This window comes from Avibacterium sp. 21-595 (assembly GCF_023611905.1).
Classification (GTDB): Bacteria; Pseudomonadota; Gammaproteobacteria; order Enterobacterales; family Pasteurellaceae; genus Avibacterium.
In genome coordinates, this window is sequence record NZ_CP091455.1 from 672,357 (window position 1) to 697,081 (window position 24,725).

At 40.6% G+C, this 24,725-nt stretch carries 23 protein-coding genes; 12 read left to right on the forward strand and 11 right to left on the reverse strand.

What is annotated here, in order from left to right:
- Positions 1-38: 38 nt before the first annotated feature.
- The 4 genes from ppiD (at position 39) to L4F92_RS03245 (ending at position 5,421) form a co-directional block, all read left to right on the forward strand.
- The gene (gene ppiD, locus L4F92_RS03230; protein ID WP_250364186.1) at positions 39-1,895 is read left to right on the forward strand and encodes a peptidylprolyl isomerase; all 1,857 of its coding nucleotides are present in this window, start codon (positions 39-41) and stop codon (positions 1,893-1,895) included.
- Between the two features lie 275 nt (positions 1,896-2,170).
- Positions 2,171-2,899 carry a 30S ribosomal protein S2 gene (gene rpsB / locus L4F92_RS03235; RefSeq protein WP_250350813.1) on the forward strand — a complete coding sequence of 243 codons (729 nt, stop codon included), beginning with the start codon at positions 2,171-2,173 and terminating at the stop codon, positions 2,897-2,899.
- A gap of 131 nt (positions 2,900-3,030) precedes the next feature.
- Positions 3,031-3,876, forward strand: a complete 846-nt coding sequence (gene tsf / locus L4F92_RS03240) for a translation elongation factor Ts (RefSeq protein ID WP_250364187.1) — start codon at positions 3,031-3,033, stop codon at positions 3,874-3,876.
- Positions 3,877-4,218: 342 nt separating this feature from the next.
- Entirely contained in the window at positions 4,219-5,421 is a 1,203-nt protein-coding gene (locus L4F92_RS03245) for an aspartate aminotransferase family protein (RefSeq protein WP_250350811.1), read from the forward strand.
- A gap of 52 nt (positions 5,422-5,473) precedes the next feature.
- Here the strand turns inward: L4F92_RS03245 and rho are convergent, their stop codons facing one another.
- From rho to rhlB, 11 genes are all read right to left on the reverse strand, one after another.
- A complete protein-coding gene (rho, locus tag L4F92_RS03250) occupies positions 5,474-6,736 on the reverse strand; it encodes a transcription termination factor Rho (protein WP_250350810.1) in 1,263 nt (420 codons plus the stop codon).
- Between the two features lie 234 nt (positions 6,737-6,970).
- Positions 6,971-7,933, reverse strand: a complete 963-nt coding sequence (gene lipA / locus L4F92_RS03255; protein WP_250350809.1) for a lipoyl synthase — start codon at positions 7,931-7,933, stop codon at positions 6,971-6,973.
- Between the two features lie 17 nt (positions 7,934-7,950).
- Entirely contained in the window at positions 7,951-8,604 is a 654-nt protein-coding gene (gene lipB, locus L4F92_RS03260) for a lipoyl(octanoyl) transferase LipB (protein ID WP_250364188.1), read from the reverse strand.
- Positions 8,605-8,630: 26 nt separating this feature from the next.
- A complete protein-coding gene (gene ybeD, locus L4F92_RS03265; RefSeq protein WP_250364189.1) occupies positions 8,631-8,933 on the reverse strand; it encodes a DUF493 family protein YbeD in 303 nt (100 codons plus the stop codon).
- A gap of 94 nt (positions 8,934-9,027) precedes the next feature.
- Positions 9,028-10,215, reverse strand: coding sequence for a serine hydrolase (locus L4F92_RS03270; RefSeq protein ID WP_250351597.1), 1,188 nt, complete (start codon positions 10,213-10,215; stop codon positions 9,028-9,030).
- 29 nt (positions 10,216-10,244) lie between these two features.
- Positions 10,245-11,081: a septal ring lytic transglycosylase RlpA family protein gene (locus L4F92_RS03275; protein ID WP_250364190.1), complete on the reverse strand. Its 837-nt coding sequence runs from the start codon at positions 11,079-11,081 to the stop codon at positions 10,245-10,247.
- Between the two features lie 58 nt (positions 11,082-11,139).
- A complete protein-coding gene (rodA, locus tag L4F92_RS03280; protein ID WP_250364191.1) occupies positions 11,140-12,255 on the reverse strand; it encodes a rod shape-determining protein RodA in 1,116 nt (371 codons plus the stop codon).
- A complete protein-coding gene (gene mrdA, locus L4F92_RS03285) occupies positions 12,255-14,192 on the reverse strand; it encodes a penicillin-binding protein 2 (protein WP_250364192.1) in 1,938 nt (645 codons plus the stop codon). The genes rodA and mrdA overlap by 1 nt, the downstream gene beginning before the upstream one ends.
- Before the next feature lie 3 nt (positions 14,193-14,195).
- On the reverse strand, positions 14,196-14,663 hold the full coding sequence (gene rlmH / locus L4F92_RS03290; RefSeq protein ID WP_017805627.1) for a 23S rRNA (pseudouridine(1915)-N(3))-methyltransferase RlmH: 468 nt from the start codon (positions 14,661-14,663) through the stop codon (positions 14,196-14,198).
- Complete coding sequence (gene rsfS, locus L4F92_RS03295; protein WP_250350803.1) at positions 14,664-14,975, reverse strand: ribosome silencing factor; 312 nt, start codon at positions 14,973-14,975, stop codon at positions 14,664-14,666. It lies immediately after the preceding gene.
- A gap of 149 nt (positions 14,976-15,124) precedes the next feature.
- The gene (gene rhlB / locus L4F92_RS03300; protein ID WP_250364193.1) at positions 15,125-16,372 is read right to left on the reverse strand and encodes an ATP-dependent RNA helicase RhlB; all 1,248 of its coding nucleotides are present in this window, start codon (positions 16,370-16,372) and stop codon (positions 15,125-15,127) included.
- 497 nt (positions 16,373-16,869) lie between these two features.
- Here rhlB and nrfA point away from each other — a divergent pair, with 497 nt between their 5' ends.
- The 8 genes from nrfA (at position 16,870) to L4F92_RS03340 (ending at position 24,724) form a co-directional block, all read left to right on the forward strand.
- Entirely contained in the window at positions 16,870-18,327 is a 1,458-nt protein-coding gene (nrfA, locus tag L4F92_RS03305) for an ammonia-forming nitrite reductase cytochrome c552 subunit (RefSeq protein ID WP_250351596.1), read from the forward strand.
- 73 nt (positions 18,328-18,400) lie between these two features.
- Entirely contained in the window at positions 18,401-19,024 is a 624-nt protein-coding gene (gene nrfB, locus L4F92_RS03310; RefSeq protein ID WP_250350801.1) for a cytochrome c nitrite reductase pentaheme subunit, read from the forward strand.
- The gene (gene nrfC, locus L4F92_RS03315; RefSeq protein WP_250364194.1) at positions 19,021-19,698 is read left to right on the forward strand and encodes a cytochrome c nitrite reductase Fe-S protein; all 678 of its coding nucleotides are present in this window, start codon (positions 19,021-19,023) and stop codon (positions 19,696-19,698) included. Before nrfB ends, nrfC begins: the two co-directional genes overlap by 4 nt.
- On the forward strand, positions 19,695-20,657 hold the full coding sequence (gene nrfD / locus L4F92_RS03320) for a cytochrome c nitrite reductase subunit NrfD (RefSeq protein WP_250364195.1): 963 nt from the start codon (positions 19,695-19,697) through the stop codon (positions 20,655-20,657). The genes nrfC and nrfD overlap by 4 nt, the downstream gene beginning before the upstream one ends.
- A 252-nt stretch (positions 20,658-20,909) precedes the next feature.
- A complete protein-coding gene (nrfE, locus tag L4F92_RS03325) occupies positions 20,910-22,829 on the forward strand; it encodes a heme lyase NrfEFG subunit NrfE (protein WP_250364539.1) in 1,920 nt (639 codons plus the stop codon).
- Positions 22,822-23,403, forward strand: coding sequence for a DsbE family thiol:disulfide interchange protein (locus L4F92_RS03330; protein ID WP_250364196.1), 582 nt, complete (start codon positions 22,822-22,824; stop codon positions 23,401-23,403). Before nrfE ends, L4F92_RS03330 begins: the two co-directional genes overlap by 8 nt.
- The gene (gene nrfF / locus L4F92_RS03335; RefSeq protein WP_250364197.1) at positions 23,400-23,870 is read left to right on the forward strand and encodes a heme lyase NrfEFG subunit NrfF; all 471 of its coding nucleotides are present in this window, start codon (positions 23,400-23,402) and stop codon (positions 23,868-23,870) included. Before L4F92_RS03330 ends, nrfF begins: the two co-directional genes overlap by 4 nt.
- Positions 23,867-24,724 (forward strand): tetratricopeptide repeat protein, encoded by an 858-nt coding sequence (locus L4F92_RS03340; RefSeq protein ID WP_250364198.1) that lies wholly within the window; start codon positions 23,867-23,869, stop codon positions 24,722-24,724. The genes nrfF and L4F92_RS03340 overlap by 4 nt, the downstream gene beginning before the upstream one ends.
- Position 24,725: the final 1 nt, after the last annotated feature.

Sequence of the window (24,725 nt, forward strand, 5' to 3'; positions counted from 1 at the left end):
TAAAATTTGTCTTAATCTTACCTTTAAGGATAACGTCAATGTTAATGGAAAAACTCAGTGATGCGTCAAACAGCATCTTGTGGAAGATCATTTTCGCCCTAATTGTGGTGTCATTTGTCTTAAGTGGTGTAGCAGGCTATATGTTTACACGCGTTGACACCTCGGCGGCGAAAGTGAATGGGGAAGAAATTTCACAACAAACTTTCTTAGAACAATATAATCAAGAATATCAACGCTTTAGTGAACAACTGGGGGCGCAATTTACCGCAGTCGCGGATTCCCCTGAATTTGTTAATGGCTTACGTAGATCGGTTTTAGATCGTTTAATCGATCAAGAATTATTGCGTCAATATGCAGCAGAATTAAAACTTGATGTGAGTGATAGCCAAATTCAACAAGCCATTGTAACCAGCCCAATTTTTCAAAAGGATGGCAAATTTGATAACGCACTTTATCAACAAATGCTATCAGCCAATGGATTAAGCGGTAATCAATATGCTCAGTATTTACGTCAAGGTTTAAGCTTGCAGCAACTTAATGACGGAATTGTGCGTTCCGCATTTACCGTACCTAGCCAAAATGCACGTTTAGCACAACTCTTTTTCCAACAACGGGATGTGCGTTTAGCGGAGTTTCCACTTGCCGCGACAATCGCACAACAACAAGTCAGCGAAGATGAAATTAGTGCTTACTACAATGCCAATAAAGGGGCATTTGCCGTACCTGAATTAGTGAAAGTGCAATATTTGGATTTAACTCACCAAGCAGCGGAAAAAAATGTGAAGGTGACGGATGTAGAAATTGCACAATATTATCAAGATAACAAAGCACAATATATGACTCAGCATTTAGCCCATATTCAGCTTCCAACAGAAAAAGAAGCACAGGCAGTTTATGCGGATTTACAAAAAGGCGAAAGCTTTGCTGCTTTAGCAAAACTTTATTCTAGCGATAAAATTTCTGGCGCAAATGGCGGTGATTTGGATTGGGTTGTCGCAGGTATGATGCCACCACAATTTGAAGCCGCAGCCCGTGAGTTGAAAGTGGGGGAATATAGCCAACCGGTCAAAGTGGATAATGCTTACCATATTATCAAAGTAGAAGAAGAAAAATTCCTGCCATTAGCGCAAGTGAAAAACGATATTGCGGCGAAACTTCGCAATGAATTAAGCACGAAAGCGTTTTACGCAATGGAAAAACAAGCCAATGAGAAAGCCTTTGAACAACCTGATTCCTTACAAGCAGCCGCGCAAGCAGCAGGCGTAAATGTACAAGAGACAGGTTATTTCTCACGCAATGATATTCCAGCCGCACTCAATTATGGCAATGTGGTCTCAGCGTTATTTGATTCTGAATTAACCCAAGGCGGAACAAACTCAGAAGCAATTAATGTGGGGGAACAACATTCTTTGATTGTTCGTGTGGTAGAACATAAACCAGAAGGAGTGAAAACGCTTGATGAGGCAAAAAATGATATTGCACAATACCTAAAACAGCAAAAAGCGGAAAAAATTGTGCTAGCTCAAGCTGAAAAAGTGGCACAGGCACTTAATGCAAATAACAATGCGGTTCTGCCAAATGGCATTCAATTTGGTGAGAAAACGCAATGGGTTTATGCTGAAAATAAAAATCCACAGCTGCGTGATGTGATTTTTGCAATGAAAAAAGCAACGGATAAACCTGTTTATGCCGCTGCGAAAAACGGCGATAACAGCGTTATAGTGATTGAACTAACGAACATTAAAGACGGGGAATTAACCCCTGAACAGCTTAAACAGTTCGATGCACAGCTAAACCAAGCACAACAAACAGAATTACAGCAAGCACTATTACAGGCGTTGCGCACAAAAGCGAAAATTGAAATTAATCAAGAATTTTTAACTCAGCAAGAATAATGTTGAATAGAAAATTTACTGCGGCAATTTGTGATGACAAATTGCCGCTTTTGTGTTGGTTTCTAAAAATTTGCTAGTTTTTTACCGCACTTTATGGTATAAAGTGCGGCGTTATTTTGGCTAGACTAAGAAAGTCATTTTTATTTTAGGCAAAATAAGTTCAAACTTAATTTTTAATAATAAATCACACACATATCATAGGGATAAGTCGGGGTGCCAAACGGTCGATTTATTTGGTATGTGGAGGCTAAACCCCAAACAAAAGGAAAATTATTATGGCACAAGTTTCAATGCGCGAAATGCTACAAGCTGGCGTTCACTTCGGTCACCAAACTCGTTACTGGAACCCAAAAATGAAACCATTCATTTTCGGACCACGCAACGGTGTTCATATCATCAACCTTGAAAAAACCGTTCCAATGTTTAATGCTGCACTAGCAGAATTAACTCGTATTGCGGGCAACAACGGTAAAATCTTATTTGTTGGTACAAAACGTGCAGCAAGTGAGGCAGTAAAAGCAGCAGCATTAGACTGTCAGCAATATTATGTAAACCACCGTTGGTTAGGTGGTATGTTGACTAACTGGAAAACAGTGCGTCAATCAATCAAACGCTTAAAAGATTTAGAAACCCAATCTCAAGATGGCACTTTCGATAAATTAACTAAGAAAGAAGCATTAATGCGTAGCCGTGAGATGGAAAAACTTGAATTAAGCCTTGGTGGTATCAAAGATATGGCAGGTCTTCCTGATGCATTATTTGTTATCGGTGCAGATCACGAACACATCGCAATCAAAGAAGCAAATAATTTAGGAATTCCTGTATTTGCTGTAGTCGATACAAACTCTACACCTGATGGTGTTGATTTTGTTATCCCAGGTAACGATGATGCAGCGCGTGCAATTCAACTATATCTTGCAGCAGCAGCGGCAGCAGTAAAAGAAGGTCGCCAACAAGAAGTGGTAACCGAAGAAAAATTTGCTGAAGCAGAAGCGGCTGAATAATTCAGGTGAATGCGGCGAAAGCCCTTATTAATCACAACGATTAATTGGTTAGCAGGGGGCTTATGTTCCCTGCTTTTTTACATAAGTGCGGTCAAAAATCGCACCAAATTTTGTGGATAGAGGATTTTAAAATGGCTGAAATTACAGCATCTTTAGTAAAAGAACTTCGTGATCGTACTGGCGCTGGTATGATGGAATGTAAAAAAGCGTTAGTAGAAGCAAATGGCGATATCGAATTAGCAATTGATAATATGCGTAAATCAGGTCAAGCAAAAGCGGCGAAAAAAGCAGGCCGTGTTGCAGCTGAAGGGGTTATTATCGCCCGTGTTGCTGGTGACTATGGTGTAATGATTGAAATGAACTGTGAAACTGACTTCGTAGCTAAAGATGCAGGTTTCTTAGGTTTAGCGAATGAAGTTGCAGATTACGCATTAAACAACAAAGGCGTTACAATCGAAGCGTTACAAGCTGAATTTGAAGAAAAACGTGCAGCATTAGTTGCAAAAATCGGTGAGAATATGACAATCCGCCGTGTTGGTTCAGTGCAAGCGCCTGTAGTAGGTTCATACTTACATGGTGCGAAAATTGGCGTATTAGTGGGTGCTGCAAACGCTGATGAAGAATTAGTAAAACACGTTGCAATGCACGTTGCAGCAAGTCGTCCAGAATATGTTAACCCAAGTGATGTACCTGCAGACGTAGTAGAACACGAGCGTCAAATCCAAGTGGATATCGCAATGCAATCAGGTAAACCACGTGAAATCGCTGAGAAAATGGTTGAAGGCCGTATGAAGAAATTCACAGGTGAAGTTTCTTTAACAGGCCAACCGTTCGTAATGGATCCATCTAAATCCGTTGGCGATCTATTAAAAGAAAAAGGCGCAGAAGTTGTTTCATTCTTACGCTTTGAAGTCGGTGAAGGTATCGAAAAAGTAGAAACTGACTTCGCCGCAGAAGTTGCAGCAATGACTAAATAATTATTGCTGAGAACAGAAAAAGCAGATCTTTGTTGGATCTGCTTTTTCATTATCATTCACTAGATCTTATGATAAAAATTCTACTTGATGTTTATACATCAATCATTTGATCTTTGAATAAAAAAATCGAATATCCCATTTTCAGCTTAAAATAATACCACCCCTCACTTTGCTTTATCCTCCCTATCTTCTTTATTTTACGCTCCTTGTTTGATGTTTTAGTGGCGATCTTAACAAGATAAGATTTTTATTTTATGTGATTTTTTATTCAAATTATTTGATTAAATATTTACTTTGGCTTATGCTAACCTACATCTCTGGCAGTGAATTTAAGGATCGCAAATGAACACTTATAATAGACAAATTTTTGATGAGGTGATGATACAGAATTATGTTCCCGCAGAGTTTATTCCAGTAAAGGGAAAGGGAAGCAGAGTTTGGGATCAACAAGGGCGAGAATATATTGATTTTACAAGTGGTATTGCGGTGAATGCGTTGGGGCATTGCCCTGATGAGATTGTGGCAGTATTAAAAGAGCAAGGTGAAACACTGTGGCATTCTAGCAACTGGTTCACCAGTGAGCCAACGTTGGCATTAGCAACAAAATTGGTACAGAAAACCTTTGCTGAACGCGTAATGTTTGTTAATTCTGGGGCGGAAGCTAATGAGGCTGCACTGAAATTGGCTCGCCGTTATGCGGTAGATCATTTTGGGGCGCAGAAAAGTAAAATTATTGCGTTTAAGCAAAGCTTTCATGGTCGCACATTATTCACGGTAAGCGTTGGTGGGCAAGCAAAATATTCTGACGGCTTTGGGCCGAAACCGGCTGATATCATTCACGTCCCCTTTAATGATCTTGCAGCAGTGAAAGCCATCATTGATGATCATACTTGCGCAGTAATAGTTGAGCCGATTCAAGGCGAAGGCGGGGTGAAACCTGCTGATCCTGCATTCTTACAAGGCTTACGCCAGCTTTGTGATGAGAATAATGCCTTGCTGATTTTTGATGAAGTGCAAACAGGCTTATCGCGTACAGGTTATTTTTATGCCTATATGAAATATGGTGTGGTGCCTGATATTCTGACCTCTGCTAAAGCGTTGGGTAATGGCTTTCCGATTGGTGCGATGCTGACGACGGATAAGATTGCGAAAAGCTTTTCTGTTGGCGTACACGGCACCACTTTTGGCGGTAATCCTCTTGCTTGTGCCGTAGCATCAAAGGTGGTGGATGTGCTTTCTGATGAGAAATTCTTAGCAAAAATTCACCGCACTTCTGAGCGCTTTATGCAGAAGTTAAATGAGATAAATCAAGATCTCAATCTATTTAGTGAGATTCGCGGTGCAGGTTTATTGATTGGGGCAGAGCTGAATGCGAAATATCGTGGTAAAGCCAGTGAATTTGTGAAAAGTGCGGCTGAAAATGGACTAATGATTTTAGTCGCCGGTCCCGATGTTTTGCGTTTTGCACCAGCCTTGAATATTGATGAAGAAGCATTACAAGAAGGGTTTGTACGCTTAGAAAAAACCTTAGGCAAATTTTTATAATAGATTAAATAGCAAAGAAAAACCTCGTATTAAACGAGGTTTTTTAATCGATTTACGAACGTTTCATAATTTCAAAAAACTCTTCGTTAGTTTTGGCAACGGCGAGCTTATCAATAAGGAATTCCATTGCTTCCACTTCACCCATTGGGTTAAGGATTTTGCGTAGAATCCACATTTTTTGTAGTTCATCAGGGGTAGTGAGTAAGTCTTCTTTACGTGTACCTGAACGGTTAAAGTCAATGGCTGGGAAGACGCGTTTTTCAGCAATTTTACGTGAAAGATGTAACTCCATATTCCCCGTTCCTTTAAATTCTTCAAAGATCACTTCGTCCATTTTTGACCCTGTATCCACAAGTGCGGTCGCGATAATGGTTAAACTTCCCCCTTCTTCTACATTACGGGCCGCACCGAAGAAACGTTTTGGGCGATGTAATGCGTTGGCATCTACACCACCAGAAAGAATTTTACCTGAAGCTGGCGTTACGGTGTTATAAGCTCGGGCAAGGCGAGTGATACTATCTAATAAAATCACCACGTCTTTTTTGTGTTCGACTAAGCGTTTTGCTTTTTCGATAACCATTTCAGCTACCTGAACGTGGCGAGAAGCGGGTTCATCGAAGGTTGAGGCAATCACTTCACCTTTTACTGAACGTTGCATTTCAGTTACTTCTTCTGGACGTTCGTCAATTAATAAAACGATAAGCTCACACTCTGGATAGTTGTGAGTGATGCTTTGTGCAATGTTTTGTAGCAACATTGTTTTACCCGCTTTTGGTGGGGCAACGATTAAGCCACGTTGTCCTTTTCCAATCGGGGAGGCTAAATCTAAAATACGTGCGGTGAGATCTTCGGTTGAACCATTACCACGTTCCATTCTTAAACGAGAATTGGCGTGAAGTGGGGTTAAATTTTCAAATAAAATTTTGCTACGTGAAACTTCAGGTTTGTCATCATTTACTTGATCGACTTTTAGCAAGGCAAAATAACGTTCGCCTTCTTTTGGTGGACGAATTTTTCCCTCAATTTTATCCCCAGTTTGTAAGTTGAAACGGCGAATTTGGCTTGGAGAAACATAGATGTCGTCAGGACCTGCGAGGTAGGAGCTATCGGCGGAACGTAAGAAACCAAAGCCATCTGGAAGGATTTCTAACACACCGCCACCGAAAATATCTTCACCGCTTTTAGCGTGTTGTTTTAGGATAGCAAAAACAATATCTTGTTTACGTAAACGAGCTAGATTTTCTAAACCCATTTGTTCTTCACCGAGTTTCACAAGATCAGAAACGGGCGTATTTTTTAGTTCTGTTAAATGCATAATAATTTGAAATGTTGGTTAGATTGGAAAATGAATTTTTATGAAGATGTTTGAATATTGAATGGGTGTAAAATTACCATTAAATGACGGTGATGTCTAGATAATAAAGGGATAAATAATAAAAAATTGTGGGAAAATTATTTAGTGATATTAATTCTAGTTAAGTGCGGTGAAAAATATTGAAATTTTCTACCGCACTTAATATATGCAGAAAATGCGAAAGTGTCTGTGAAATTATTTTACTAATTCCCCTTTTGCTTGTAAGTCTGCGTGGTAAGAAGAACGCACGAAAGGCCCACAGGCAGCGTGTTCAAAGCCCATTGCGTTGGCTTTATCACGAAACGCATCAAATTCCTCAGGAGGAACATAGCGTGCCACAGGTAAATGATGCCGGCTTGGTTGCAAATATTGTCCCAAAGTTAGCATTGTTACACCGTTAGTGCGTAAATCTTGCATCACTTGCAAAATTTCTTCGTTGGTTTCGCCTAAGCCGACCATTAAGCCTGATTTGGTTGGAATATCAGGGAACATTGCTTTAAATTCACGCAATAATTTAAGCGACCATTCATAATCTGCCCCCGGGCGGATATCACGATATAAGCGTGGTACATTTTCCAAGTTGTGGTTGAACACATCAGGCGGATTATCTTTTAATTTTTCAAGCGCCTGTTCAATACGTCCGCGGAAATCAGGTACAAGGATTTCAATTTTGATTCCGGGATTGAGCTGGCGGATTTCTTTCACACATTCTGCAAAATGACCTGCACCGCGATCTGGTAGATCATCACGATCCACTGAGGTAATTACCACATAACGCAATTTCATATCCTGAATTGTCTCTGCGAGTTTACGCGGTTCTTCTGGATCGGGTGGCAACGGTTTACCGTGTGCTACATCACAAAATGGGCAACGGCGGGTACAAATTGCGCCTAAGATCATAAAGGTTGCCGTACCGTGGTTAAAACATTCGTGCAAGTTAGGGCAAGATGCCTCTTCACATACAGAATGCAAACCGTGGCGGCGCATTCCATTTTTGATACTGTCAATTTTCGCTGAATTGGCTGGAAGTTTGATTTTCATCCACTCAGGCTTTTTTAATAAAGGCTGGTTGGGATCAATATTTTTTACTGGGATAATGGACGTTTTTGCAGCATCACGATATTTTACGCCACGTTCCATTTTAAAAGGAGTTGCCATTAATGATCCTATTTTTGTTAAGAATTTGTTACGGAATTATACCCTAATAATTGGGTGAAGTGTGTAACTAATTTGGGCGAAACCTTGTCTGGCCTAACCTCGCTGTGAGGGATAAAATCTGCCATTTGACACATTTCAAGCCCCGCATAACCACAAGGATTGATGTATAAGAAAGGCGTAAGATCCATATTAATATTTAGCGAGAGACCATGGAAGGAGCAACCTTTGCGAATACGTAATCCCAAAGAGCAGATTTTTTTCTCTGCAACATACACCCCGGGCGCATCGGCTTTAGGGTAGCCTTCAATGCCATAATCTGCTAGTGTTTGCACAACGGATTGCTCAAGTGCGGTAACTAATTGGCGTACATTGAGATCTTTACCCTGTGCTTTCAGGCGTTTAATATCGATCAAGACATACATAATTTGCTGACCCAATCCGTGGTAAGTAATTTGCCCACCACGATCTGATTGCACCACAGGGATCGTACTTTGCTGTAATAAATGTTCTGGTTTTCCTGCGGAGCCTTGGGTAAACACTGCTGGGTGCTGGACTAGCCAGATTTCATCTTGGGTATTTTCATCACGCTCATCAGTGAATTTCTGCATTTTATGCCAAATTTCTTGATAATCTTGTATGCCAAGTTGACGGATAATAATGGATTGGGTCATCGCCTTTGCCTTATTGTTTATGGAGATTAAAGCACCATTCTTACGCCGTCAATTTTTGCAAGCTCGCTATAAAGCGTTTCCACTTGCTCAATATTTTCAGCCACAATATCCACAGAAATGGATTTGTATGTGCCTTTTCCACTGAGGTTTTCACGGGGATTATAATCCCCTTTCGCGTATTTTTGTACCACCGAAATCACATCATCTGCTAAATCGGAGCGATTTGCACCCACGACTTTAAAGGTGAAATGACAAGGGAACTCAAGAAGATCTTTAAGTTGCTTTTGTGGAATATCTTCAAGTTTTACGATTTTTTCTTGTTCTGCCATTTTTTTTCCTCAAATTTGTTAAAAATTTAGACCGCACTTTATTTAGTGCGGTCATTTGAGCTTTTAGATTGGGAAGATTTTGTGAATTTCAAGTTTAGCTAAATAAACTTTTTACGGTTAGCACTAACCAATCCCAGATTTTACCGAAGAAGCCGCCTTCTTCTACGTTATTCATTACTTGTAAATCCACTTTAGCAATATCTTTACCATCAAGCTGATAGGTGATTTTTCCCACAACTTGCCCTTTTGCTAACGGGGCTTCAAGGTATTTTTTATCTAAATCATAACGGGCTTTCACTTCCGCTTGGCGACCTTTTGGCAAGGTGATAAATTGATCTTGCAAGACGCCAAGTTGCACTTTGCTATTATCGCCATAATAAACGCTTTGCTCGGAAACAGCTTGGTTGGCCTCTAATGTTTTAAAGGTTTCAAAGTTAGCAAATCCCCACTGTAATAATTTTTTGCTTTCAATTTCACGGCCTTTGTAAGTTGGTACGCCCATCACAACAGAAATTAAACGCATATTGCCGTTGCCTAATGCCGAAGCCACAAGGTTATAGCCTGCTTTGTCGGTATGCCCTGTTTTCATACCATCCACGTGTAATGTTTTATCCCACAATAAACCATTGCGATTTGGCTGGCGGATTTTATTGAAGGTAAATTCTTTTTCCGCATAGATTTTATATTCTTCAGGTAAATCACGAATGATATGCGCGCCAATTAATGCCATATCACGCGCTGAAGAATATTGATTTTCATCATCTAAACCGTGTACGGTGGTGAAATGGGTATTTTTCAAGCCAAACTGTTCCACATAGTTATTCATCGCATTAATAAAATTCTGCGTAGATCCTGAAACGTGTTCCGCCATTGCCACACAAGCATCATTACCTGAGACCACAATAATGCCTTTATTTAAATCAGCCACAGAAACCTGTTGATTCAAATTTAAAAACATTTTTGATGAGCCGGGGAAATTTTTCCCCCACGCACTTTCACCGATAGTCACAATATCGTTATTATGAATTTTTCCTTGTTTTAAGGCATCGCCCACCACATAGCTTGTCATCATTTTTGTGAGGGAAGCAGGATATTGACGTTGATCTGGATTCAATGCCGCTAACACCGCACCAGAATTATAATCCATCAAAATATAGGTTTGCGCATTGAGCTGTGGCGCTGCAATGCCATATTGAATCTCTTCGGCGAAGAGATTTTGGCTCGCGCATAATGTGGCGGTGATAAGTGCTACTTTTGTTTTTTTTAGCATAGATTTAAACATCATTCATTACGTCCTAAATAGAGTTAAATTTATTTTTGGTGATAAATAATCAGTGGTTTTGTTCCATTCAATTTATGTAGTTTAGCTTTTAATTGTTGTGCTTCGCTTTTAGTTTTGAATGGTCCAAATAAAATACTGTGCGATTGTTTATTTGAACTAATTTTGGTTTTGACTTTTAAGCGTTTTGCTTGTTTCACCATTTGTATCGCTTGTTTATAGGTTAAGTTTAGCATTTTTACGTGATAACCTGAAAAATTTGTCTCAGAAAGCACCGCACTTTGTTTCGGCGATAGGTCTAAACGTTTTTTAGCCTCGGGTGTTTTCGCCATTTTAGCAAGGGTATGGGTTCCCGCACCAAGAATTTTTCCTTTCGCGCTAACGTGTAACGCTTCAACACGAACCTGTCCGACACCGCGATGAATAATCCCGAGTTCTTTTGCCGCAACACGGGAAAGATCGATAATTCTTCCTTTTACAAAAGGGCCTCGATCGTTAATTTTTACGATCACTTTTCTGCCATTACGTAAATTGGTTACTAACGCGTAAGAGTTTAGCGGTAAGGTCTTATGTGCTGCGGTATAACGATTAGGATCATAATATTCCCCATTAGAGGTTTTACGCCCTGAAAATTTTTGGTGGTAGTAACTTGCGCCCCCTGTTTTGGAATAATGTTTTGCTGTACTAGGATGTTTGGTGGTATAACTGACGCCATTTACCACATAGGTATAGGTTTTATCCGCCATTTTTTGGTGGATCAGGTTAGGGCCTTTTACCCCATACAATTTTTGCGTTTCAGCATAGCCATTTACATTCGCTAATAGGAGTAAAAACGCCATACTGAGTCTAATTACTGGTATTAATTTCATTTTGGTTATTCACTTTAATCGAAATTTTGATGGAATACAGGTTAAGAACAACAAATTCTTATTTAGTTCCCCTAAAAAAATGTTCTTTATGGCTATGAATGGACATAATTAAACCGAACCCTGCCATTAAGGTGACAAAAGACGTTCCACCATAGCTTATTAATGGTAGCGGCACACCGACGACAGGTAAAATGCCACTGACCATACCGATATTGACAAAAACATAAACAAAAAAGATCAGCGTTAATGCCCCAACAAGAGTACGCCCGAAAGCATTTTGCGCTTCTACGCCAATCACTAAGCCTCTTGCTACAATAAATAAATATAGGCACATCAAAATAGCAAAACCAATCATTCCGTGTTCTTCACTCAATACTGCAAAGATAAAATCCGTATGAGGTTCAGGAAGAAATTCTAACTGCGACTGTGTCCCTTGCATCCAACCTTTTCCCCAAATTCCACCTGATCCAATGGCTATTTTCGACTGCAAAATATGATAACCCGCACCAAGGGGATCTTTTTCAGGATCAAGCAAGGTTAGTACCCTTGTCCGTTGATAATCGTGCATAAGATAAAACCACATTATGGGAATAAAACCAGCCAGCCCAATGGCCGCAATTAAAATCAGCCACCAACTCATTCCAGCAAGAAATACAACAAAAATACCAGAGGCACTGACCAAAATAGAGGTGCCTAAATCGGGCTGAATAGCCACTAATAGAGTAGGCACAATAATAATAAATAAGGCGATAAATGTGTGTTTTAATGTTGGTGGAAGTGGGCGTTGTCCCAAATAGACCGCCACCATTAATGGCACAGCAAGTTTAACAATTTCGGAGGGTTGAAAACGGAACAAGCCGAGATCTAACCAACGTTGTGCGCCTTTACTGGTTGTTCCTACCAAATCTACCAAAATCAGTAACACAATACCAATACCAAATAAATAAGGGGCAATCCCTTGATAAAAGCGTGGAGAAAATTGTGCCATCATAAACATTACCACAAAGCCCAAGACAACTTGAATGATGCGGTTACGGAACATTATTTCATTGCCGCCAGAAGCACTGTATAGCACTAATAGCCCATAGGCTGAAATAATAACCAGACCGATAAATAGCCAGAAATCAATGTGCAAACGTTGCCACAAGTTGAGCCAGATTTTCTTTTCACTCATTATTTTGTTTCCTCTTGCTGGGGTTGGGGGGCGTTCTGTTTATTTTCCATTTGACTGACTTGCGGAAGACGTTGATTAAGATAATAATCCATAATCTTTCTTACCACAGGACCAGCGTTGCTACCGCCCCCCCCAGCATTTTCTAAAATAACAGCCACAACCATTTGAGGTTTTTCATAAGGCGCATAACCGATGAACCACGCGTGATCGTGTAATTCTTTACTAAGGGATTTCGCATTATAGGTTTGATTTTCTTTTAAGCTAAAAACCTGTGCGGTGCCTGATTTCCCAGCAACGTGATAGTTCGTCCCTACAAATGCCTTACGCCCCGTCCCATTGCTTGCATTAATCACGTTATACATACCGCGTTTTGCTTGCGCCCAATAACTCTCATTTGCGTCAATATCAGGATATAACAAGGGATCTTTATAAGGCTCAAAAAAAGAGCCTTCTACCCCTTTCATTAAGTGCGGTGTATTTACCTTACCATTATTAATTAAGATGGCGAGTGCTTTTGCCACTTGCAATGGTGTTGCTGTCCAATAACCTTGCCCAATGCCGACGGAAATGGTATCGCCTTGCAGCCAAGGCTTTTTATAACGTTTTTGTTTCCATTCACGAGAGGGCATAATCGCCGAGGTTTCTTCACGAATATCAATCCCTGTTGGCATCCCAAAGCCAAAGGCTTTCATCCAACCGGAAAGTTTATCAATGCCCATATTGTAAGCGAGCTGATAAAAATAGGTATCAGAAGATTCAGTAATTGCCTTGTTGAGATCGGTGTAGCCGTGACCGGATTTTTTCCAATCGCGGAAGCGTTTGGTGCTATTAGGCAACATCCAATAGCCCGGATCAAATACCGTGGTACTTGGTGTAATGACATTTTCTTGCAAACCCGCGACAGCAATAAAAGGTTTTACGGTGGAAGCCGGCGGATAAGCCCCTTGTGTAACACGACTATAAAGTGGGCGTGTTGGATCTTCAAGCAGGCGTTTATAATCCTTGCCCGAAATGCCATCGACAAATAAATTATTATCATAGCTTGGCGTAGAAACCATCGCTAAAATGCTGCTATCTTTTGGATCTAACACAACAACAGCGCCCTTATATCCAGACAGCAGATCCGTGATATAACGTTGTAATTCCAAATCAATGGTGAGATGAATGCTTTTCCCCGCCACTGCAGGTTGCTCACGCAATTTACGAATCACTTTACCACGGTTATTGATTTCCACTTCTTCAAAGCCTACTTCGCCGTGTAATTGTTCTTCATAATAGCGTTCGATACCAAGTTTGCCGATATTGTGAGAGCCAGCATAATTGGCGTATTTCTCTTCTTTTTTTAGGCGTTCTACATCTTTATCATTAATTTTTGCCACATAACCCAAAATATGCGTGAGGGGTTCGCCATATAAATAATGACGCTTAAAGTAAGGTTTTACAGATAAACTTGGGAATTGATGCTGGTTTACTGCAAAACGTGCGATCTGTTCTTCAGTGAGATCAGGTTTGAGCAGAATGGATGTATAGCGAGAAGAACGACGACGCTCTTTTTTAAAATCAGCAATATCATCTTCATTCAAGCCAACTATTGGCTTGAGCTGTTCAAAAGTGCGGTCTAAATTTTCTACTTTTTCTGGCACGATATATAAGCCAAAAAAAGTCAGGTTTTCGGCTAACAATTTGCCATAACGATCGTAAATTAATCCCCGTGTTGGCGGCAACGGTAATAATTTGATACGGTTGCCATTAGAACGGGTCTGATAGGTATCATAATTGATAACTTGCAGATGATATAAATTGGTGAGCAAAATTGCAGACAGCCCAAGCACGCCTAAAAAAGAGACCAAAGCACGACGGATAAAGAGATTACGTTCCGCTTTTTTATCGCGGATCGGCTCCATTGTGGGCTGAGAAAGCAATTTCTTTAAATCCATTGATTACTCTCGATGATAAGGGTGATTGGTCGTAATTGACCAAGCGCGATACAAACTTTCAGCGACCACCACACGCACTAAGGGGTGAGGTAAAGTTAAAGGGGAAAGCGACCAGCTTTGCTCTGCGGCAGCTTTACATTCTGGCGATAACCCTTCTGGCCCGCCGATCAATAGGCATAAATCTCGTCCATCGTTTTTCCAGCCTTCTAGTTGTTGCGCCAGTTGTTCGGTTGTCCAAGGCTTGCCGGGAATGTCTAAAGTGACAATTTTATTGCGTCCACAAGCGGCGAGCATCGCTTTACCTTCTTGCTCTAAAATGCGTTTAATATCCGCATTTTTACCCCGTTTTCCTGCTGGGATCTCAATTAGCTCAAAAGGCATATCTTTCGGAAAACGGCGTTGATATTCCTCAAACCCTGTGGTTACCCAAGCCGGCATTTTTGTGCCTACCGCAATTAATTGGATTTTCATTTATCCCCAAAGTTTCTCTAATTGATACAGCTCACGGCTGTCTGCTTGCATAATATGAACCATCGCTTGTCCAAAATCGACCACCACCCAATCGGCAGTAGCCTTGCCCTCTTCACCAAAAGATTCAAACCCCGCTTGTTTACTCTCATCAATGAGTTTTTGCGCCAAAGCACTAATATGGCGACTTGAGGTTCCCGTGCAAATAATCATATTATCCGTTACACTTGATTTGCCTTGTACATCTAAATGCAAAATATCCACGGCTTTTAAATCATCTAATTTGTTAATTAAAAAATCTACTAATGTTGTCATACGCAATTTATATTGACTAAATTTGTTTGTTAAAAATCGGCAAATTCTATCACGAGATAAGGCAGAAATAATAGAAAAAATCACCGCACTTTATTTTGTTTATATACTGTTTATCAAAGTGCGGTGGTATTTTGACGATTTTTCTGAGATTAATAACGCTTTTTAAAACTGCGTTTATTATTTTGATAATGGTTTTGCCCAGTCCGTTTACGATAAGGTTTGGGTAAATCGCTGAGTAGTGCTTGTGGATCATATTGGCTCACAGGAATAGAATGGCCAATATATTCTTCGATGGCAGGTAAATTCATCGCATATTCCTCACAAGCAAAACTGATGGAAACCCCGCTTTCACCAGCCCGTCCCGTACGTCCAATACGATGCACGTAATCTTCACGATCATCTGGTAAATCATAGTTGAACACGTGCGTCACATCAGGAATATGCAAGCCACGAGCAGCAACATCAGTCGCCACTAAAATGTCTAATTTCCCTTCGGTAAATTGTTGCAATAAGGCAAGACGTTTTTTCTGAGCAACATCGCCCGTAAGCAAACCAACACGGTGTCCATCTGCGGCTAAATAGCCCCAAATTTCTTCACAACGATGTTTTGTATTGGCAAAAATAATGCAACGCTCAGGCCACTCTTCCTCCAATAAGGTCATCAATAGAGCCATTTTGTCTTGATTAGAAGGGTAAAAGAGCTCTTCTTTAATACGGTGTCCCGTTTTTTGTAAAGGTTCAACTTCAACATATTCAGGATCATTCATATCTTCAAACGCCAACTCACGCACTTTATAAGAAAGCGTGGCAGAAAAGAGCATTGTTAAGCGTTCAGCTGGCGGTGGGCATTTACGCAGTAAATAGCGAATATCCTTGATAAAACCAAGGTCAAACATTCGATCCGCTTCATCAAGTACCACCACTTCAATGTCATTTAAACGAATGATTCCTTGTTTGACATAATCAATCACACGCCCTGTTGTTCCGATTAAAATATCAATCCCTTGCTCAATGGCTTTTAGTTGCTTGTCATAGCCATCGCCACCATAAGCCAGCCCCATTTTTAGCCCTGTGGCTTGTGAAAGTGCCGCACCATCATTGCTAATTTGCACAGCAAGCTCACGGGTAGGGGCTAAAATTAATGCGCGTGGTTGTGTGGCGTTATGCTGGGAATTCACGCTTAATAAATGATGAAAAGTGGCGGTTAGAAACGCCATTGTTTTACCCGTTCCTGTTTGTGCTTGTCCCGCAACATCACGCCCTGCAAGGGTGATGGGTAAAGAAAGCGCTTGGATTGGTGTACAGTATTCAAACCCATTTTTTTCTAAACAATGACGTACCGTTGGGTTTAAGGGAAGATCAGCAAAACGTTGCTGAGTTAAATGATTATTTTGCATAAGTTATCTTAAGTGATAAAAAATTGTTGTAAGCATAGCACGAAGGGGAAAAATTCCCAAGATGCTTGTTTGGCGCGGCGGTTTAAATAAAAGAAAAACAAATCTTATCCTGATTAAAAATGTAGCATTTGCTGGCTGTTTTTTAGCATTTTTTATCTGATTTTGTAGCAAGATTAAATTACCTCTTTATGCTTATAGAAAGCGAATTATATAGAGTTTGATAACTATTTGGAGTTATTTTTATGTAGCAAAAATAACTCCAAATAGTTATTCTTGGGAAAAACATTGATCAAACGCAAAGAATGGCAAAATAGCGCTGAAAAATGAGAATGAATTTGTTATTTTTAAGCGTGAAAAGCTTTCTCTTAATTCATTATCATATTGTTTTAATGAGAAAAATTATCATTTTGTTATGTCAATTTTCATAACACCGCATTGATCAATGTAATGGAGTAATTATCGTGAACATTTTCAGAAAAACGTTAGCTTCTCTGGCAATGGCTGGATTGACTTTAGTGGTTGCGCAGTCTGCAATCGCAACAGATAACAGTGCTGCAGAAAAGCGTGCCGCAACACGTGAGGAATTAGCAAAACCCAACCCTGATTTGAAGATTGAGACAATCAGTGAAAAATTTGCAGAAAAATATCCGAAACAATACCAAGGTTGGGCTAATACGGCTGAATCTACGGAAATTGTTCCTGCCATTGAGGTTGACCCTAGAATGATTGTTATGTGGGGCGGTTATGCTTTTTCTAAAGAATATAACAAACCTCGTGGGCATTTTTATACCGTTACAGATGTGCGTAATATTTTACGTACAGGCGCACCTTTTGATGCAAATAGTGGGCCACAGCCAATGGCGTGCTGGACTTGTAAAGGGCCAGATGTGCCACGTTTAATTGCTGAATGGGGAGAAGAAGGTTATTTCAATGGAAAATGGGCGAAAGCAGGAAATGAGATTGTGAATCCAATTGGGTGTGCGGATTGCCACGATACGACTTCAAAAGAGTTTGCGGAAGGGAAACCAGCATTGCGTATTGCTCGCCCACACGTTTTACGTGCTTTAGATACCATAGGTAAAGATTTCGCTCATTTAGATAAAACGGATAAACGTGGGGCAATTTGTGCAAATTGCCACGTTGAATATTATTTTGATAAAAAAGTGGTGAATAATGTGGTGTTCCCTTGGATGAAAGGGGTGGATGTAGATAGTATGGAAAAATACTACGATAGCATTGAATTCTATGATTGGATCCATTCTATTTCTAAAGCGCCTATGCTAAAAGCACAGCACCCAGATTATGAAACTTGGTTACAAGGTACACACGGTAAAAATGGCGTAACCTGTGTGGATTGCCATATGCCAAAAGTCCAAGGAGCTGATGGTAAAGTTTACACTGACCACAAAATTGGCAATCCGCTTGATTCTTTTGAAAACACCTGTGCAAACTGCCACGATCAAAGTAAAGAAACCTTAACAAAAGTGGTGGCAGGTCATAAAAAAGATATCAAAGATGTAATGATTAAACTTGAAGACCAAATTGTGAAAGCGCACTTTGAAGCAAAAGCCGCTTGGGAAGCTGGTGCGACAGAAGAAGAAATGAAACCTGCATTGCAAGATATTCGTCACGCACAATGGCGTTGGGATTACTCAGCAGCAGGACACGGTGGGCATATTCACGCCCCAGATGTTATTTTAAAAACCATCGCAACAGGGTTAGATCAAATTGCTGATGCAAGAACTAAACTTGCCGTCATTTTAACCAAGCACGGAGTGAAACAACCGATCAATTATCCTGATATTTCAAATGCAGAGAATGCGTGGAAAGCAATGGGTATTGATATTGAAAAAGAGCGTGCGGCAAAAGATAAATTCCTCAAAGAAGTGATTCCTCAATGGAATAAAGAAGCACTGGATAAAGGCTTAATGGAAAAAGCACCTCCAGCAAAATAAGCGAAAAAGCAACCGCACTTTACGCGAGATCAAAGTGCGGTCTATTTTGAACCAAAATTTGAGGTAATAGGAAATGAATGCTGTATTAAAGAAAGTGGTTAAGCTCAGTGCCTTGCTTGCGATAACGATCTTTGCTTTACCCACTCAAGCTAATACTAAAAACGCTGAATTAAGTTATCAACCTACGTTAGAGAATCAGCGTAATCCCAATGAGTATTGTGCAAAATGTCATAAACTAGATGCTAATGATGAACAATCTGGTGGTGATTTACATTTTGGTAAATTTCACGGCACACACTTATCTAAAACCAATCCAAGCACAGGGAAACCGATTACTTGTGTGAGCTGCCACGGTAATATTTCTGAAAATCACCGTCGTGGTGTGAAAGACGTGATGCGTTTTGAAAGCGATATTTTCTCTGACAAACAACCGATGTACTCAGTGCAAGAACAAAATCAAGTGTGTTTCTCTTGCCATCGCCCTGAAAAATTACGCGAAAAACTTTGGGCGCACGATGTTCACGCAATGAAATTGCCTTGTGCCGCCTGCCATACCTTGCACCCAGAAAAAGATGCAATGAAAGGTATTGAGAAAAAACAACGTGTTAAACTTTGCGTGGATTGTCACGGAGAACAACAAAAACGCAAAGCCCTAAAAGATCTTGACCCGACTAGCAAACAAAAGGATAACAAATGACAACTTGCTCACGCCGTAATTTTGTTTCTGGTATGGGAGCTTTGATCCTAATGACAGGAACAACAATTAAGTCAGTCGCACAAGATAAGGCAGAAGAAAAGCCAATTCGTTATGCAATGTTACACGATGAAACGGCTTGCATTGGTTGTACCGCTTGTATGGATGCGTGTCGTGAAACTAACCAAGTGCCAGAAGGCGTTTCACGTTTAGAAATTATTCGTAGCGAACCTTATGGTGAATTCCCTGACGTGAAATATGAATTTTTCCGTCATTCTTGCCAGCATTGTAGCAATGCACCTTGTGTTGCAGTATGCCCAACAGGGGCGTCTTATATTGATGCGTCCACAGGTATTGTTGATGTCAATAAAGATCTCTGCGTTGGCTGCCAATACTGTATCGCGGTATGTCCGTATCGTGTTCGTTTTATTCACCCTGTGTATAAATCAGCAGATAAATGTAATTTCTGCCGTGATACGAATTTAGCCAAAGGCAAACAGCCTGCTTGTGTGGAGGCCTGTCCAACCAAAGCCTTAACCTTTGGTAATACAAACGATCCGCAAAGCGAGATTTCTTTAAAACTGAAAGAAAAACAAACCTATCGTACAAAGGTTGAATTAGGTACAGATCCAAATCTTTACCACGTTCCAGCTAGAGCAGGGGAGATCAGACGATGAACAGTCCATTTCATTTCCCATCTTTAGTATGGGACGGGCCGATTGCGATTTATCTCTTTTTATTAGGGATTTCCGCAGGGGCGACAATGCTTGCCGTATTGCTAAAACGTGCAGGATTGGCTGGGGAACATCCTGAAGAAAGTCATATCTTGAAGGTAAATGCGTTACTTGCACCAATAAGCATTACCATTGGCTTATTATTATTGATTTTCCACTTAACCAAACCTTGGACATTTTGGTACTTAATGTTCAATTATCACCACACATCAATTATGTCTGCTGGGGTGATGTTGTTCCAAGTCTATATGTTGTTCTTGGTCTTATGGTTAGCGATTATCTTTAAGTCCTTAGTGCTTAGCTTAGTGAAACGCTTTGTGCCGAAACTCACTAATCTTACGGAGAAAATCATCGATCTTGCAGCAAAATTCACCAATGGGATCGAGATTATTACCTTGTTGCTTAGCGTAGCATTAGGGGCATATACAGGGTTCTTACTTTCTGCATTAGTGAGTTATCCAATGCTAAATAATCCTGTATTACCAGTGCTATTCCTTGCATCAGGGACTTCATCAGGGATTGCTGCATTGATTTTCTTTACCATTTTATGCACCAAAGAAAACCCTCATTCTAAAGGCTTGGCATTCTTACACAAATTTGAGCAGCCCGTGGTACTCATTGAAGCCTTTTTACTTTTCGCCTTCTTCTTTGGATTATATTTAGGTGGTGGGCAAAAAACGGTGGCATTTCACACCGCACTTTCAGGGGGCTTCTGGGCGAACGTCTTCTGGATCGGCGTGGTCGGCATCGGGATTGTATTACCGCTTCTATTAAACGCCGTTGCAGGTGAAAAACTTAAGCACCAAAAGGGCTTTATGTTGATTGTCGCGGGGCTTGGCTTAATCGGGGTGCTTTGCTTGCGTTACTTTATTTTATACGCAGGACAAATGACCTTAGCATAAAAAGCCAATTAATCATTATCAGGCGAACCAAGGTGTTCGCCTTTGTTTTAATGTGATGTGGATTTTACGGTAATCCCTTATCCGAAAAATGAAAAGGAAAAATGAGGGAAAAATTAAAGTGCGGCGCATTTTTTACACTTTTTTACCACCGGTAGGATATAGAAAGTATTTAGATGATTTCACCACATCACGCAATGACATTACGGCATATTTTCTCTAAAATACAGGATAAATTAATCAGCTAATATGACGATGATCCCTGAACTTGCTTTTCTTGCTTTACTTTTTGCTCTTGTTTCCGCATTACTGTTGGCGATCGTGCCGCATATTGGGATTAAACAGGGGAATCCGCGCCTTATCACCTCTGCGTGGAATCTGAGTTATCTCTTTGGGATTTTTACTATCCTTTCTTTGCTCGGGCTTGCTTATTGTTTTACGGTTGATGATTTCTCACTACAATATGTTGCAGCCCATTCTAATTCCGCATTGCCGTTATTTTTCAAAATTGCCGCCACTTGGGGTGGACACGAAGGCTCAATGCTGTTTTGGCTTTTTTCTTTAGGCTTATGGACAATGGCGTTTGCCTTTTTTAGTCGCAACATTGATCCCATTATTGCGAGCCGAACCCTGTCTATTCTTGGTTTACTTTGTTTTGGTTTCGCACTCTTTATTGTTTTTTTCTCAAATCCCTTTGAGCGCCTGTTGCCTAGCCCATTGGAAGGGCGTGATCTTAATCCAATGTTGCAAGATGTGGGGCTGATTTTTCATCCTCCATTGCTTTATTTTGGCTATGTAGGTTTTGCGGTGAATTTTGCTCTTACCCTTGCCACCTTATTAAGTGGGCATTTTGATGCCGCAATTGCTCGCTGGACACGCCCTTGGGTGTTACTTTCTTGGTTCTTTTTGACTTTAGGGATAATGTTAGGGGCGTGGTGGGCATATTATGAACTTGGCTGGGGCGGTTGGTGGTTCTGGGATCCCGTAGAAAATGCCTCATTAATGCCGTGGTTACTCGGGCTAGGGCTATTGCATAGTTTATCGGTGAGCGAACAGCGTGGCATTTTCCATTATTGGACGATTTTATTCTCGCTTTTTGCTTTTGCATTTAGCTTATTAGGCACCTTTATTGTGCGTTCTGGTGTACTCACCTCTGTACACGCCTTTGCGATGGATAGTGAACGAGGAATGGCACTGTTAATGCTGTTTTTCTTACTGACAACCTGTTCACTGACCTTATTTGCGCTTAAAGTTAATGTGCGTCCAAGTGAAAATAGTGCGGTGCGTTTTTCTCTTTTTTCTAAAGAAAGCCTAATGCTTATTGCGAATATTTTACTGGCAGTGGCAACGGCAAGCGTATTTTTAGGCACGTTTTACCCTATGCTGTTTAGCACAATGGGGTGGGGATCGATCTCTGTTGGCGCACCTTATTTTAATACGATTTTCTTGCCCCTGATTGTGCTGGCTTTGCTGGCGATGATTATTGTAATGAGCGCATTTTGGAAAAAAATTCACCGCAGACTGTTGTCTCGTAATGTTTTACTGCTGATCCCCGCTTGTGGTCTTGCTTATATTATGATCGCATTCACCATTCAAAATGATGAAACGTTACATTTTCAATTTTTACCTTTTGCATTAATCAGTTTAGCGCTTTGGTTGCTAAGTGTTACCCTTTGGAGCGGGGGGCGAGCTTTGTCTTTAACCCATTGGGCAATGGTGATTGCGCATTGTGGGTTAGCACTCAGCGTGATTGGTGCAACAATGTCGAGCTATTTTGCCAGCGAAATTGGGGTACGCCTAGCACCGCAACAAAGCCAAATGCTCAATGGCTATGAATTTACGTACCTTGGTTTCCGTAATGAATTAGGGGCGAATTATACCAGTGAAGTGGCACAATTTGAGATTAAAAAAGCAGGCAAAAAAATCACCGCACTTTATCCCGAACGTCGTTATTATGATGTGCGGACAATGAATATGTCCGAAGTAGGATTATATTGGAGTTTGCTCGGCGATATTTATATCGTGATGGGCGATAAACTGGGCGCAGGTGAATTTTCTTTCCGTTTGCATTATAAGCCCTTTGTTCGCTGGTTATGGATTGGGGCAACATTAATGGCTTTTGGCGCATTATTAGCCGCCTTTGGTTTGAGAACAAGGAGAGCAAAAGATGAATAGAAAAGCACTTGTTTTTCTGCCTTTATTATTGATTATTGCACTATGTGGCTTGCTATTATTAGGACTGCAAAATGATCCGAAAAAAATTGCTTCTGCTTTAATTGGCAAACCCGTGCCTGAATTTTATCAACCTAACTTGTTCGATCCTGCAACCAACGTGAATAATCATTCCTTGCCGAGTGAGGTTTATTTGATTAATGTGTGGGGGAGTTGGTGTACTTATTGTAAGCAAGAACACGCTTTTTTGATGGATTTGCAAAAGCAAGGTGTGCCTATTGTGGGATTAAATTATCGCGATAAACGGCAAAATGCGTTATTAATGTTACGAGAAATGGGCAATCCTTTTCATCTTATTATTGATGATAGCAAAGGCTTGCTAGCAATGAAATTAGGTGTAGATGGCGCGCCAGAAACGTATTTCGTCGATGCGAACGGTATTATTCGTTATCGCTATTCAGGGCCATTGAATAAGCAAATTTGGCAGAAAGAATTTCAGCCTTTATGGCAAAAATTCGCACAAAATGCACCGCACTTATCTTTACAAGCGATGAGTCAAAAGGAAGGTAAAAAATGAAGAAATGGTGGTTTGCAATTATCACACTGGCTACAGTCCTTCCGCTGGCTCAGGCAGAAATGGTAGATACCTTTGAATTCTCTCAGCCCGAGGAACGCACAAGAGCTGTCGCACTGGCGAAATCCTTGCGTTGCCCACAATGTCAAAATCAAAACTTGGTGGAATCCAATTCCCCTATTGCTTATGATTTGCGTATTGAAGTTTATAAAATGGTGGAAGCAGGTAAGAGTAATGAGCAAATTATTGAAACGATGACAAATCGCTTTGGTGATTTTGTTCGTTATAATCCCCCCGTGAAATCTACTACCGCTTTACTATGGGGATTACCGTTCTTATTGTTACTGTTTGGCGCAGTGGCTATGTGGCGAATGTTGCGTGTCAAACAATCACAGCAAAGTGTCGCATTCAGTGCAGAGCAGCAGGACGCACTAAAGCATTTATTAGCAAAAACGGATAAATCAGAATGACTTTTTTTATCGGTGTTACCCTTTTATTATTGATTAGTCTTGGGCTTTGGTTGCCTTTAGGACGAAGGATAAATTGGCAGAAAAATTATCGCCAACAGCAAAATATTGCCCTTTATCAGCAACAAACAAAAGGTAAGCTTGATCCTGAATTGCTACAAGAATTTGCCCAACGGCTACTTGATGATGAAAAACAGCGTGAAAAACAACCGCACTTTGTTATTTCTTCCAAGACAAAAGCACGCCCTTATTTTGTGGGATTAAATTTATTATTGATTGGCTTGCCGATAGGCTATTATTTTTCCCTTGATCGCTTTTCTACTGAACTGGAATATCAACAGCAAGTGCAGGCTAAACAACCGTTTGTAGATCCCTTAACCGCCCCTTTTACGGAACAACCTACGGGACAAAAAAATGAATCTTATGTGGAAAAAATTCAGCAGCGCTTACGGCAAAACCCTAACAACAGTGAGGCTTGGATCGAATTAGGACAGGCTTATATGCAAAATAATGAATTTGATAATGCACTGCTGGCTTATTCTTATGCCGATCGTTTAACGGGCGGTAAACCGGCTATTTTAGGTTTAGCCGCGAATGTGTTGTATCAACAGGCAGGGCAAAAAATCACCCCACAAGTGCAGGCAATGCTTGATCAAGCCTTACAGCAAGATCCGAAAGAGGCATCAAGTTTATCGTTATTAGCGGGAGAAGCCTTTATGAAAACAGATTATGCCAATGCGATTGCACTTTGGCAACGTCTGTTGGATTCGGATAAATCGGGAATCGATCGCCGCACGATCATTCAACGTATGCAAATGGCAGAAATGCTACAAAACGCCAAAAATGGAGCAAAGTAAA